At 34.1% G+C, this 13195-nt stretch carries 13 protein-coding genes; 7 read left to right on the top strand and 6 right to left on the bottom strand.

What is annotated here, in order from left to right:
* Nucleotides 1-15: 15 nt before the first annotated feature.
* On the bottom strand, nucleotides 16-453 hold the full coding sequence (locus LX95_RS00075; protein ID WP_111539390.1) for an exosortase F system-associated membrane protein: 438 nt from the start codon (nucleotides 451-453) through the stop codon (nucleotides 16-18).
* Nucleotides 450-1001, bottom strand: a complete 552-nt coding sequence (gene xrtF, locus LX95_RS00080) for an exosortase family protein XrtF (protein WP_111539391.1) — start codon at nucleotides 999-1001, stop codon at nucleotides 450-452. Before xrtF ends, LX95_RS00075 begins: the two co-directional genes overlap by 4 nt.
* Nucleotides 1002-1084: 83 nt before the next feature.
* On the opposite strand from xrtF, the gene LX95_RS00085 reads away from it, so the two are divergent.
* Nucleotides 1085-1543 carry a GAF domain-containing protein gene (locus LX95_RS00085; protein WP_111539392.1) on the top strand — a complete coding sequence of 153 codons (459 nt, stop codon included), beginning with the start codon at nucleotides 1085-1087 and terminating at the stop codon, nucleotides 1541-1543.
* 99 nt (nucleotides 1544-1642) lie between these two features.
* On the opposite strand, the gene hemW is transcribed toward LX95_RS00085, so the two are convergent.
* Complete coding sequence (gene hemW, locus LX95_RS00090) at nucleotides 1643-2767, bottom strand: radical SAM family heme chaperone HemW (RefSeq protein WP_111539393.1); 1125 nt, start codon at nucleotides 2765-2767, stop codon at nucleotides 1643-1645.
* Nucleotides 2767-4002, bottom strand: a complete 1236-nt coding sequence (locus tag LX95_RS00095) for a glycosyltransferase family 4 protein (protein WP_111539394.1) — start codon at nucleotides 4000-4002, stop codon at nucleotides 2767-2769. Before LX95_RS00095 ends, hemW begins: the two co-directional genes overlap by 1 nt.
* Nucleotides 4003-4082: 80 nt before the next feature.
* Here LX95_RS00095 and LX95_RS00100 point away from each other — a divergent pair, with 80 nt between their 5' ends.
* On the top strand, nucleotides 4083-4643 hold the full coding sequence (locus LX95_RS00100; protein ID WP_111539395.1) for a sigma-70 family RNA polymerase sigma factor: 561 nt from the start codon (nucleotides 4083-4085) through the stop codon (nucleotides 4641-4643).
* Between the two features lies 1 nt (nucleotide 4644).
* On the top strand, nucleotides 4645-4920 hold the full coding sequence (locus LX95_RS00105) for a hypothetical protein (RefSeq protein ID WP_111539396.1): 276 nt from the start codon (nucleotides 4645-4647) through the stop codon (nucleotides 4918-4920).
* A 7-nt stretch (nucleotides 4921-4927) separates the two neighbouring features.
* Here the strand turns inward: LX95_RS00105 and LX95_RS00110 are convergent, their stop codons facing one another.
* Nucleotides 4928-5755: a UbiA prenyltransferase family protein gene (locus LX95_RS00110; protein ID WP_111539397.1), complete on the bottom strand. Its 828-nt coding sequence runs from the start codon at nucleotides 5753-5755 to the stop codon at nucleotides 4928-4930.
* A 136-nt stretch (nucleotides 5756-5891) separates the two neighbouring features.
* Between LX95_RS00110 and gcvP the strand changes: the two genes are divergently transcribed.
* The 4 genes from gcvP (at nucleotide 5892) to LX95_RS00130 (ending at nucleotide 11473) form a co-directional block, all read left to right on the top strand.
* Complete coding sequence (gene gcvP, locus LX95_RS00115; protein WP_111539398.1) at nucleotides 5892-8735, top strand: aminomethyl-transferring glycine dehydrogenase; 2844 nt, start codon at nucleotides 5892-5894, stop codon at nucleotides 8733-8735.
* A gap of 292 nt (nucleotides 8736-9027) precedes the next feature.
* Complete coding sequence (locus tag LX95_RS00120) at nucleotides 9028-10089, top strand: 3-oxoacyl-ACP synthase III family protein (protein WP_111539399.1); 1062 nt, start codon at nucleotides 9028-9030, stop codon at nucleotides 10087-10089.
* A gap of 10 nt (nucleotides 10090-10099) precedes the next feature.
* On the top strand, nucleotides 10100-10624 hold the full coding sequence (locus LX95_RS00125) for a methyltransferase (protein WP_111539400.1): 525 nt from the start codon (nucleotides 10100-10102) through the stop codon (nucleotides 10622-10624).
* Nucleotides 10625-11473 (top strand): glycosyltransferase family 2 protein, encoded by an 849-nt coding sequence (locus LX95_RS00130; RefSeq protein ID WP_111539401.1) that lies wholly within the window; start codon nucleotides 10625-10627, stop codon nucleotides 11471-11473. It abuts the gene before it with no gap.
* Nucleotides 11474-11483: 10 nt separating this feature from the next.
* Here LX95_RS00130 and pafA read toward each other — a convergent pair whose 3' ends face one another.
* Entirely contained in the window at nucleotides 11484-13172 is a 1689-nt protein-coding gene (pafA, locus tag LX95_RS00135) for an alkaline phosphatase PafA (RefSeq protein WP_111539402.1), read from the bottom strand.
* Between the last annotated feature and the right edge of the window lie 23 nt (nucleotides 13173-13195).

The raw sequence follows: 13195 nt of genomic DNA on the forward strand, positions 1-13195 counted from the left end.
TATAAAAAAGCCGACTTACAAGTCGGTTTTTTTTATGTTCTGTTGGTAATAAAATGCCGGTAATAATAAAATTAAGAAGAGCGGCTGAATTAAAAATCGACGCACATAAAATAAAAACATATAGTTTTCCGCTTTAAGCGGAGAAAGAAGATAGTAGAATAAACCTATTAAAATAATAAAACTTCCTGCATAAAATAACCCCGAAAATTTTAAAATACTCTTCTTTGAAAATGCTAGATATAATATGATTAATGATAAAAGCGTATTGATAAAGAATCTGGCAGAGGTCAAACTCATCAACTTCCATTTCTCCAATACAGGCGGTTCTGCCTGGGTAAAGTTAGATCTAAAAAAATCTACCAAAGGATCATGAAAAAGAACTTCTTCAAATAAGCGTACGCTCACTAGGAGAATTAAACAACCTATTCCTAAAACCCATTTGATGATTTTCATGTGTTAACTTTTTTTCTCTCCGTACTCATTCGCACCCAAATCATCCAAAGCAAGAAAACGACTCCGTAGATAAATCCAGGAAAAACAATATCATGTAAAAAAGAAGCATATTCTGGATACTCGTGAATTCCTATACAAAGCAAGCCTACTCTAATAATATTTAAAGCATAAATAAGTGTAGCACCTGTAAAAGCAAAAAGAAAAGTCTTTTTAAAACTGTTGTGAAAAGCGATAATAAAAGCGACAAATAAAACCATAACACTTATGGCATTACAACCTTCTACAATTCTAGCTACATAGTTATTGTTTACAATAAACTTCATAGATAAATCATTAGGATGAGGAGCTATACGCACATCATACCCTAAGCTTTCTACTACATATTTGCTCTGTTTAGTCACCAAATGGGTTATATAGTCTGGGTAATATTCTTGAGAAGAAAAGTGAGTCAAATAGTATTGATAACCTAAAGCTAAGATCACATAAGAGCCGCCAAACAATAGAAGAAACTTTACAACGGCCTTATTTTTTTTTATAAGTTCTATCAAGGGAATAACTTTTAATACAAATTTATAGAATTAGAAATTCACTAAGCGGTATTTTATAAATACTTTTGCGTAAAAAATTGAAAATGACCTTACAAGAAATTCAAGTTAAAGCTACAGAGCTTATTCAAAACGAGCAATTATCGATTGATCACCGCCTTAACGAAGTGTGCTCCTTATTAAAAGAAAATATCTCCTACTACAATTGGGTAGGTTTTTACTTTAAAAATGGTGATAAACGTGAGCTAAAATTAAGAGCTTATGCAGGAGAACCAACCGAACATACCATTATCCCTTTTGGAAAAGGAATTTGCGGTCAAGTAGCCGAATCTAATGCCAACTTTGTAGTTCCTAATGTACAAGAACAAGACAATTACATTTCATGCAATATCAATGTGAAGAGTGAAATCGTGATTCCTTTATTTGTAAATGGTGAAAATATAGGACAAATTGATATTGATTCGAATACCCCAGATCCTTTCACTAAAGAAGATGAAACTTTCTTAGAGAACATTAATAAAGAGGTTGCCAATATTTTAGGTTAATTTTTGGGCGTTCCCTACGGGTCGGGCTTTCGCTACTCGCTTTTTGTTTTTATCAAAACAAAAGAGCTCAGACAAACCGCTCAATCCCTAACGCAAAAACTACGTTATATAAAATAAGTCTGAGGCTATACCATCACTTAAAAATTTTCCATTTTGAGTGATGGTATAATTATTTTCATTCTTTTTTATAAGTCCTTTCTCTATAAAAACAGGAAGCTCTTTTTGTAAATAATTCACATATTTATTTCCAAAAAGTTCTTCTATTTCCAATAAGCTAATTCCCCACATCGTTCGTAAACGCGTCATTATATATTCATTGTACGCATCATTACTAGATAAGGTTTCTTTTTCTATAGGAAGTTGATTTTCTTCGATGGCCTTTATGTATTTAGGATTGTTAGATACATTCCAACTTCTCACCCCTTGATGATAACCGTGTGCCGACGGACCTATTCCTAAGTAAGATTCTCCCATCCAATAAGCTGTATTGTTTTTTGAAAAGTAGTCAGGTTTTCCAAAATTTGAAAATTCATAGTTGACAAAACCTGCCGAACTCATTACTTCTTGCAAGATTTTAAAATGTTTGGCAGCAAGCGCATCATCTACAGGAGCTACTTTTCCTTTTTCTATCATTTTTTTTAGAGCTGTTTTTGGCTCAACCGTTAATGCATAACTAGAAATATGAGGAACCTCTAAAGATAAAGCAATATCGAGATTTTGTTGCCAACGCTCATTACTCATATGAGGTATTCCGTAAATGAGATCTATAGAAATATTATCAAAAAACTTCTTCGCTTCCCGAATAGAAGTTAACGCCTCCTCATGGTTATGAGCCCGATTCATAAGCTGTAAATCTTCTTCAAAAAAAGACTGCACTCCTATACTTAACCTGTTGATTGGAGTTTGTGATAATTCCTGGATCTTCTCTAGAGATAAATCATCTGGATTTGCTTCTAAAGTGATTTCCGCGTTAAGCGAAACATCATAATTCTTATAAATCGTATCGAGTATGTCCTTAATTTGATCTTTGGTCAGCAAACTTGGCGTACCGCCTCCAAAATAAATAGTCTTTACTTCCTCTTTAATTTCTTCTTTGCGGAGCAAAATTTCTTTATGAATAGCTGCTACCATTTGGGGCTGCTTATTTAACCCTGTAGAGAAATGGAAGTCACAATAATGACAAGCTTGTTTGCAAAATGGAATATGTATATAAATACCTGCCATTAGCTCTTTTTATTTTTTTCTTCTATCCATAAAGACATGTACTTTGTACTTTGTAAGGTATGGTGCATTAACATAGATCCCATAAAATTTTGTTGCCTATGTTTTTCTAAACGCTCTTGCAAACGTCTAATTGTATCGAAAAAATGAGAGCTAAAATTTTCTTTTTGGAATCGATTCTGAATCACTTTAAAACCGTTCTGCTGAGCTTTATTCCATCTTTTTTCTCGCGTATACAGCATAAATGCGGCATCGGCAATTTCTTGATCATTGTTAGAAATTTCTCCGTTCCAAGGGTAAATTCCACATATACCTTCAGCTCCTATAGTAGTAGTTACGCTTGGAGTACCCGTGAGCATAGCATCAATAAACTTACCTTTAATTCCTGCTCCAAATCGTAGAGGCGCCAGTAATACCTTATATTTCTCTATAGTACTTAATGCTTCAGTGGCTCTCCCTTTTATAAAGAATTTCTCTTTTTTATTATGTAATTGTTCTACTTTTTGGGTAGCATAAGCCCCGTAAATATGCAACTCTGCTTTTGGCAATTCCTTTCTAATAATAGGCCAAATGTTTTGTTTTAAATATAGCACGGCATCCCAATTAGGATCGTGTAAAAAATTTCCTATGAAAATAAAATTTTCGCGTTCTTCAAAGTTAGTTAGCTCGGTTGAAGGAGAGGTACGCTCTTTAGGAACTAAAAACGGAATATAGAGTAAAAGGTCTCTATCAATTCTAAATTTTTCGGTTAACAAATCTCTTTCTGCTTCAGAAATAATTAAGGTGAGATCACAACGTAGAATACTGGCAATTTCTCTTTTAGCTTCTTTAGAAAACAAATCGGTTTTAGTTAATACCCTATTTTTTTTAGCAGCCTCGTAACGAGCTTTTCTAAAAAAATGTAAATCTTCGGTATCTAAAATACGAAAAGCATTAGGGCATTGCTCTGCTACTCGCCATCCAAATTGCTCTTCCATCATAAAGCGATCAAACATCACTATAGAAGGATTAAGCTCTTTTAACCAGCTATCAAACTCACTTTTATTGGCTTCAATCTGTACTTGCTCTATCCCAATTTCCTCTAAATTAACTGCATATTCAGAAAATCTAGCAGGACAGGCATAAGTTATTTGGTAACCTTTTTCTAAAAATAGATCTATGAGTTGCATCATTCTACTCCCTGCCGCCGAAGAAGCAGGCTCTGGCCAAATGTAACCTATGATAAGAAGTTGCTTCATTTTATGTTTTTTTTCACAGTTAACAACAAAAATATACCTTATATTATTTGTAGCTTTATCGCACTAATTAATATTCTATCATGCCACCGAGCAAAGAAAATCAAATTAATCCAGAAAAATGGGTAGATCGTTACTCTGATTTTCTTTTTAATTATACCATAACACGGGTAAACAATAGAGATATTGCAAAAGATCTTATTTCTGAAACTTTTCTTGCCGGATTAAAATCTATGAAGAATTTTAAAGGAGAAGCCACCGAACGTACTTGGTTAGTTTCCATTTTAAAACGCAAGATTATTGACTATTACCGTAAAATAAACTCTAATAAAGGAAAAGCTGAAGTTAAAATAAACTATAATAACGAAGGCGATGACGGGGATTGGTTAGAGGAACAGGTCGCTGATCATGATGATGTTACTGCTGAAGATACTTTAATGAATGATGAGCTAAAAAGCACTATATTTAACTGCCTTTCTTCCCTCCCAGAACAACAAGCAAAAGTCTTTAAAATGAAAACCATTGACAATTACGATACCGAAGTAATTTGTAATGATTTAAATATTAGTCCGTCTAATTTATGGGTAATTATACATAGAGCCAGAAAAAAAATGGCTGATTGTATGGAAGACAAATGGTTATAATATGAGTACATCAAAAAATTTACGACATTCACTCTGTGAAAAATACGGAGTGTTCTGTGATAAATGTCAATATGACGAGGCAAGTATTTGGGAAAAACTCAAATTAAAATTCCATTTAATTATGTGTGGAGAATGCCGAAAATATTCTCAAAAAAACACTCAGCTTAGCGAAGTAATTAAAAATGCGAAGCTTAGTAATTTAACCCCAGAAGAACAAGAGAGTTTTAAAATGCTACTTCAAAAGCAAATGCAAAACTCAAGTTCTAAAAATTCATAAATCATTCCTACCACTTTATATACCCTATTCCTAATTCTAATAAAAACCATATTATAGGAACTGCTTCTACATAAAAAGAAGCATAAAATTCACGCTGCTGCTTTCTTGCTAACTTTATAAAAATTGCACTTAAAATTCCGATAAGGATTACTGGTAACATCGTTATAAATTTTAATTCACTTAAAATTCCTTGCATACCCATTACCAATGCTATTAGCAAATAGCCTATTCTTTTCACTTGCTTTACTCCTACCAACTGAGGCAAAGTACCTAAACCATCATCATCAAATTTTAGATCTCTTATCTCAAAAGGAATGGTGATCGAAATCACAAATAAAAAAACTTGAAGCCACTTTACCCATACTTTATAATTTAAAAGAGATACTTCATCTACAAGAGGTAATAAAACACAAACTCCTGCCCAAACAAAAGCGATGATAAAAATTTTTGTCCCTCTTAAATTTCTTAGGTTTTTATGCTTTGGTAAAAAAGGTATAGCATACAAGGTGGTACAAAAACCCAAAAAGCCAGTCAGAATTAAAAAATTAGTAGATTGAAGAGAAAAAAAGTAAAGCAAACCTAAAAATGCGAATAATGAAAAGACCTGAATCATTTTTAAATTCTTCGTAAGGCTGTAATGATGCAATTTTGCAATCCCAGCATATTTCACAAAATTATAGCCAGAAATAGTCCCAAAAAACACGAAAAGAAGAACATGAAGATTAAGCTTACCTAAAAAACTTATGCTTGTTACTGCTGTTAAACCAGTAACCGCCAAAGCTACGTGAATACTGCTGTTAATATAAAAGTTAATCGCTTTTTTAAAGAGGTTCATAATTCAAAAATAAAGCTTTAAAATGAGACCTTAACTATGCCTTTTAAAGTATACTGATAAGCTACAGAATTAACATTGTTTTCTTTAGAAAAAATGTATTTTTGCAAACCACAAACACAACTATATTTTTTAATACATGAACACAGATTCTTTTGCATTAAGACATATTGGTCCTAGACCAGAAAACATAGCAGAAATGCTAAAAACTGTAGGAGTAGATTCTTTAGATCAATTGATTTACGAAACCATTCCAGACAACATAAGGTTACAAAAAGACCTAGATTTAAACGAAGCTTTAAGCGAGCAAGAATATTTGGAGCACATTACCAAACTTGCTGCTAAAAACAAAATGTTTAAAACCTATATAGGTTTAGGATACCATCAATCTATTACTCCTCCTGTAGTTCAGCGAAATGTATTAGAAAATCCAGGATGGTATACAGCTTATACTCCTTACCAAGCAGAAATTGCTCAAGGTAGACTAGAAGCGCTTCTTAACTTTCAAACCATGGTGGCCGATCTTACAGGAATGGAGTTGGCAAACGCTTCACTTTTAGATGAAGCTACCGCTGCTGCGGAAGCCATGACACTCTTGTTTGCGGTTAGAGATCGTGACCAAAAGAAAAGAAAAGCAGTAAAGTTTTTTGTTTCTGAAGAGATTTTACCCCAAACACTTTCTTTATTGCAAACCAGAGCCAATCCTTTAGAGATTGAACTGGTGGTAGGAAACCACGAAGAATTTAATTTCTCTGAAGATTTCTTTGGAGCTATTCTTCAATATCCAGGAACCAGCGGAAGGATTTACAATTACGCTCCGTTTATCGCTCAAGCTAAAGAAGCAGGAATTAAAATTGCTGTCGCTGCAGATATTTTAAGCCTAGTAAAACTACAAGCTCCAGGTAACTTTGGTGTAGATGTAGTTGTAGGTACCACGCAACGTTTTGGTATTCCATTAGGTTACGGAGGACCACACGCAGCATATTTTGCAACCAAAGAAGAATATAAAAGAAATATCCCAGGACGAATTATTGGGGTAACTAAAGACCTTGACGGAAATGTAGCCTTAAGAATGGCTTTACAAACACGCGAGCAACATATAAAAAGAGACAAAGCCACTTCAAATATTTGTACTGCACAAGTATTACTAGCTGTAATGGCCTCTATGTATGGTGTTTATCACGGACCAAAAGGTCTACAATATATAGCCAATAAAGTTCACCGCTCTGCAGCCGAACTTACCGATGCTCTAGAACAATTAGGCTACTACCAAGAAAACGACTATTATTTTGATACGATTCGCATTAAAACGAATGCAGCCAAAATAAAAGAAGTTGCTGAAGCTAGCGAAATTAATTTTTACTACCCAGAAGAAGACACGGTTTCTATTAGCTTAAACGAAGCAACTAGCTTAACCGATCTTAACAATATTATTGCTGTTTTTGCTCACGTAGCAGGAAAAGCTTCTATCAAAGTTACTTCTTTAGAGAAAGATATTATCGATAAAGAAAACGTAGCGAGAGATAGTGATTTTATGACGAATGAAGTATTTAATAAATACCATTCTGAAACTGAATTGATGCGTTACATCAAGAAATTAGAGCGTAAAGATTTATCTTTAAATCACTCTATGATTTCTTTAGGATCTTGTACAATGAAGCTAAATGCTGCAGCAGAAATGCTTCCGTTAAGCTACCCTCAATGGGGAAATATTCACCCTTTTGTACCCATTGATCAAGCACAAGGTTACCAAGAAGTATTAAAAAAATTAGAAGACCAGTTAACTGAAATTACTGGTTTTGCTGCAACCTCACTTCAGCCCAACTCCGGTGCTCAAGGAGAATTTGCAGGATTAATGGCAATTAGAGCTTACCACGAATCTCGTGGAGATCACCACAGAAATATTTGTTTAATTCCTTCTTCCGCTCACGGTACTAATCCAGCAAGTGCAGTAATGGCAGGAATGAAAGTGGTCGTAACCAAAGCAAATGAATCTGGAAGTATTGATGTAGAAGATTTAAAGGAAAAAGCTTTAAAACATAAAGATAATCTTTCGGCAGTAATGATTACTTACCCATCTACGCATGGGGTGTACGAATCTGCCATAAAAGAAATTACACAAATCGTTCACGATAACGGCGGACAAGTTTATATGGATGGTGCAAATATGAATGCGCAAGTGGGCTTAACCAATCCAGGAAATATTGGCGCAGATGTTTGTCACCTTAATTTACATAAAACCTTTGCTATTCCTCACGGAGGTGGAGGCCCAGGTGTTGGACCAATTTGTGTTGCAAAGCAATTAGTTCCATTTTTACCAGGAAACCCAATCATTAAAACGGGAGGAGAAAACGCTATAAATGCAATTTCTGCCGCACCATGGGGTTCTTCTTTAGTATGCCTTATTTCTTATGCCTATATTACTATGTTAGGTCCTAAAGGATTAAAATCTAGTACAGAGCATGCTATATTAAATGCAAATTATATTAAAAATCGTTTAGAAGGTCATTTCACTACGTTGTACTCTGGAGAAAGAGGAAGAGCAGCTCATGAGATGATTATCGACTGCAGACCTTTTAAAGAAAAAGGAATTGAAGTAGTAGATATTGCGAAACGCCTTATTGACTATGGTTTCCATTCTCCTACAGTTTCTTTTCCAGTAGCAGGAACAATGATGATAGAACCAACAGAGAGTGAAAGCAAAGAAGAATTAGATCGTTTTTGCGATGCTTTAATTTCTATTAGAGAAGAAATTAGCACCGTTGTAAAAGAAGAACCTAACAATGTTCTTAAAAATGCTCCGCATACATTAAAAATGCTTACTTCTAGTGATTGGGACTTTCCTTATTCTAGAGAAAAAGCAGCTTATCCTTTACCATATGTGTCAGATAATAAATTTTGGCCATCAGTAAGACGTGTAGATGATGCTTATGGAGATCGCAACCTTATGTGTACTTGTGCACCAATGGAAGAATATATGTAAACTCTTATTTATTAAAATAGAAAAGCCTGTAAATTAATTATGGGCTTTTTTATTTTTATAAGTTTTAAACATTAATAGACTTTTAAAAACTAAATATTTTACCATTTCAATAAAAAAGTAAAATATTTTAAAGCTTAAATTATCATACTTGCATTTTAGTAGATAAAAAATTATTAATTCAACATTTTGATTTTTTTTTAATAATTAAAGCCTCCTTTAAGGTTTCTTAATTTTTAATAAAATATTCTTTAGGATATAAAGAAATGACTACATTGTACCAATATTTAGATCTATGGCTGAAGTAATTATAGGGGTTGGAAGCTATATCCCTCAAACAAAAATCATCAATTCTCATTTTTTGAATCATCGTTTTTTAAATGAAGATGGTTCTGCCATTAATGATACTAACGATAATATAATTAGAAAATTTCAAGCCATTACTGGTATAGATGAAAGGCTATACGCACCAGAAGGTGTTACCGCATCTAATATGGCAAGCATCGCAGCTCAAAAAGCTATAGATGATGCTAAAATTGATCCTGAAACGCTAGATTATATCATTGTCGCCCATAATTTTGGCGACTTACAAAATAAAAATGTTCAAGGAGATACCGTTCCTAGTTTAGCGACCCGAGTGAAATATGAATTGAAAATCAAAAACCCTAATTGTGTAGGTTACGATTTACTTTTTGGTTGTCCAGGTTGGCTCGAAGGAATGATTCACGCAAGAGCATTTATAAAATCGGGAATGGCCAAACGCATTTTGGTTATTGGTACCGAAACCTTATCTAGAGTGGTAGATGATCACGACCGCGATAGTATGATTTTTAGTGATGGTGCAGGCGCTACCATTATAGAATATAAAGATAGCGAAGATGTAGGTATTATCGCACACAAATCGGCTACATACGCTTCCGCGGAAGCAAACTATTTAACTTTTGATGGTTCTTACAATAAAGAAAATTTGCAGCCTACCAAGTATATTAAAATGAGTGGAAGGAAAATCTACAATTTTGCACTTACCAAAGTTCCAGCTGCTATGAAAGCTTGTTTAGATGAAAGTGGATATACTATTAAAGATGTGAAAAAATTATTAATTCATCAAGCTAACGAAAAAATGGATCAGGCTATTTGCGATCGGTTTTATCAACTTTTTGATGTTCCTGCCCCTAAAAATGTCATGCCTATGAGCATTCAAAAATTAGGAAATAGCTCGGTGGCTACTTTACCAACTTTATTAGATTTGGTCACAAGAAAACAACTCAAAGATCAATCGATAGAGAAAGGAGATGTAGTACTCTTTGCGAGTGTTGGAGCAGGTATGAACATTAACGCTGCTGTTTACAAATTTTAAGATTACACCATTGTACGAGAAAAATTTTCCGCATAAGCGATACCAAGAAACCCTAGATTTTTTAGAAAAACATATCTCGAAAGATTCTCAACTTTTAGATTTAGGAGTTGAAAATCCGTTAACGGAACGTCTTAAATCTACTGGGTATCAAGTTGAGAATACAAAAGGGGAAGATTTAGATCTTGATTTTTCATCGGTTATTCATTCTAACGCAAATGTTGTTACCGCTTTTGAAATATTTGAACACCTCATCGCTCCTTTTAACGTGTTACGAGAAATTAAAGCTGATAAACTTGTAACCAGCATCCCGTTACGTTTATGGTTTTCTCCTGCCTACAGAAGTAAAACCGATAAATGGGATCGTCATTATCACGAATTTGAAGATTGGCAATTTGATTGGTTATTAGAAAAGGCAGGTTGGAAAATAATCGACTCTAAAAAGTGGACGAACCCTGTGAATAAAATTGGCATAAGACCTTTACTTAGAAAAATAACTCCACGTTATTATATTGTCTACGCCGAAAGAGTATCATAAATGGATATTTACATCATTATCCCCGCTCATAATGAAGCTGCATTTATAGACAAAACTCTGCAGTCTCTAACAGAGCAAACATTACTTCCTAAAAAAATAATGGTGGTTAACGACCACTCTACCGATAATACCGAAAATATTTTAAAAGCTTTCGCTGAAAAATATAGTTTTATAAATTACATCAACATTTCCTCTAGCGAAGAACATTTACCTGGCAGCAAAGTAATTAATGCTTTTCACAAAGGTCTTGAGAGGTTAGATGACAACTACGATGTATTATGTAAATTTGATGCCGATCTTATTTTCCCTAATAATTATCTAGCCCATATCTCAAAAGCATTTCTTGAAAATCCTAAATTTGGAATGGCTGGTGGAGTCTGTTTGATTCCACACAAAAATGGATGGAAACTAGAGTCCTTAACCAATAAAGATCATCTTAGAGGCGCTTTAAAGGCATATACAAAAGAGTGTTTTGACAAAATTAACGGACTTAAAAATGTGATGGGTTGGGACACCGTAGATGAACTACTGGCAAAATATCATGGATTTGATATATGTGTTTCTTCAGACCTAACTGTAAAACATTTGCGTCCTACTGGAAAAACCTATCATGCGAAAGCCCGTTATAAACAAGGTGAAGCTTTTTATAAGATGCGATACGGATTTTCAATTACTTGTATTGCCGCACTTAAATTAGCGTTGAAAAAACAACAACCTCGTTTGTTTATTGATTACATCAAGGGGTTTCTTATCTCAAAAAAAAACAACCTTCCTTTTATGGTCTCTCCCGAAGAAGGGAAATGGATAAGAGCTTACCGCTGGAAAAAGATGAAGCAGAAGCTCTTTTAATATCCGTTTATTATTTCTTTTCTAAAACTTCTTGAATTACTTCTCCCGTTACGGCATTAGGAAATGCGATTCCCAATAAAGCTGAAATGGTTGGCGCAATATCTGTAATTTCGGTTTTTGCATAGGTTTGTCCTTTTTGTATTCCCATACCATAAAAAATTAAAGGTACGTGGGTATCATAAGTCATAGAACTACCGTGGGTACTTCCCACTCCTGAATAGGATATAAAAGCTGGATCATACAAGAAAATCACATCTCCGCTTCTTTGTTGATGAAATCCATTTTCTACAAAGTGTTTTAACTTGTCGTTACTATTCATCGCTTCCACTTCTTCACGCGTATATACTTTATAAAGATGAGGCTGATCTATTAAAAATCCTTTTAGGTGATTAGCTAAATCTATAGCCTTAATGTTTTTCTCTCTCAACATCTCTTTATCGAAAAAGATCTGATTGTTAGAAACATTTTTAATGAGATCTAAAATACCGTATTCTTCTCCTAAAAATTGATTCACTTTTTCTTTCAACGCTTTACTATTCATATAACCCGCAGGAATCTTTTTACTTTTTAAGTAATTAGGTACATGAACGGCTCCGTGATCGGCAGTTAAAAATAAAGTGTAATTACCTTTACCTACTTTTTCATCTAAATTTTTAATCAATCGTGCAATGTCTTCATCTAAACGCACATAATTATCCTGAACTTCTTTTGAGTTGACTCCAAAACTATGACCTATATAATCTGGACTAGAATAACTTAGCGTTAAAAAATCGGTGAATTCATCTTGTCCTAACTGCTCTCCATCGATGGCAGCAAGAGCAAAATCGGTTGAAATATTATTTCCGTAAGGTGTTGATTTTAGAATATCGTAACCTCCATTTTCTTCGCTTAATTCATTTAAGTCATAAGGAAATGTTGCTGTTTCTTTTCCGCGAAAGCGATGTTCAAAATCATTTTTATCAGCTCCACTTTCTATATAAGTGGTGATATCTTTTAAAGTATTCCAAGGCTTTAAATAACTTTCTACTTTACCTGAAGCATTAAAATCTTTCACCCATTGCGGTAAATCGTTTCTATAAAAAGAACTGGTTATAAATACACCTTTATCTTTTCCATAAAACCAATAGGCTGCATTTGCTGTATGACCAGCAGGTAGAATCGCCCCACGATCTTTTAAAGCTACTCCAATTGTTTTTCCTCTAAATTGGGTATGTAAACGATTTTGGTCTGATACCGTTGTAGTTTGCATTCTCCAAGGAGACATTTGCCCTGCAGTAGTTTCGGCACCAATGGTTTCTCGTGTATCATCTTGTGCGCAATACACATATTCGTTAGAAAACTTATCATACCAATTGTTAGAAATAATACCATGATTTTTAGGTGAAGTACCTGTATAAATAGAAGCGTGACCAGGACCCGTATAGGTGGGTACGTAATTGTAATGATTATTATTGCAGGTAAACCCTTCCCCAACTAATTTTTTAAAACCGTCTTCGCGGAAGTGATCCCAAAAACGGGTAAGGTAATCGTACCGCATTTGATCTACCACTACTCCAACTACCAATTTTGGTTGTTGAGAAAGCGGATTAGTAGATGTAGAATCTATACCGTCCGTAAGCGAATTATTTTGGTCTAATTTTGATGTTTTACACTGATAAAAAAGTGCGGTTAAAACCAATAAGAGAGTTATTTTTTTCATGAGTTTTCTTTAAAAACACAAAA

It is taken from the genome of Mesonia algae, assembly GCF_003253545.1.
Taxonomy (GTDB): Bacteria; Bacteroidota; Bacteroidia; order Flavobacteriales; family Flavobacteriaceae; genus Mesonia; species Mesonia algae.

Bases quoted from the DNA above. Each gene is read 5' to 3' on its own strand.
- LX95_RS00075 (WP_111539390.1), bottom strand. From the start codon at position 453: ATGAAAATCATCAAATGGGTTTTAGGAATAGGTTGTTTAATTCTCCTA.
- LX95_RS00085 (WP_111539392.1), top strand. From the start codon at position 1,085: ATGACCTTACAAGAAATTCAAGTTAAAGCTACAGAGCTTATTCAAAAC.
- hemW (WP_111539393.1), bottom strand. From the start codon at position 2,767: ATGGCAGGTATTTATATACATATTCCATTTTGCAAACAAGCTTGTCAT.
- LX95_RS00095 (WP_111539394.1), bottom strand. From the start codon at position 4,002: ATGAAGCAACTTCTTATCATAGGTTACATTTGGCCAGAGCCTGCTTCT.
- LX95_RS00100 (WP_111539395.1), top strand. From the start codon at position 4,083: ATGCCACCGAGCAAAGAAAATCAAATTAATCCAGAAAAATGGGTAGAT.
- LX95_RS00105 (WP_111539396.1), top strand. From the start codon at position 4,645: ATGAGTACATCAAAAAATTTACGACATTCACTCTGTGAAAAATACGGA.
- LX95_RS00110 (WP_111539397.1), bottom strand. From the start codon at position 5,755: ATGAACCTCTTTAAAAAAGCGATTAACTTTTATATTAACAGCAGTATT.
- gcvP (WP_111539398.1), top strand. From the start codon at position 5,892: ATGAACACAGATTCTTTTGCATTAAGACATATTGGTCCTAGACCAGAA.
- LX95_RS00120 (WP_111539399.1), top strand. From the start codon at position 9,028: ATGGCTGAAGTAATTATAGGGGTTGGAAGCTATATCCCTCAAACAAAA.
- LX95_RS00130 (WP_111539401.1), top strand. From the start codon at position 10,625: ATGGATATTTACATCATTATCCCCGCTCATAATGAAGCTGCATTTATA.
- pafA (WP_111539402.1), bottom strand. From the start codon at position 13,172: ATGAAAAAAATAACTCTCTTATTGGTTTTAACCGCACTTTTTTATCAG.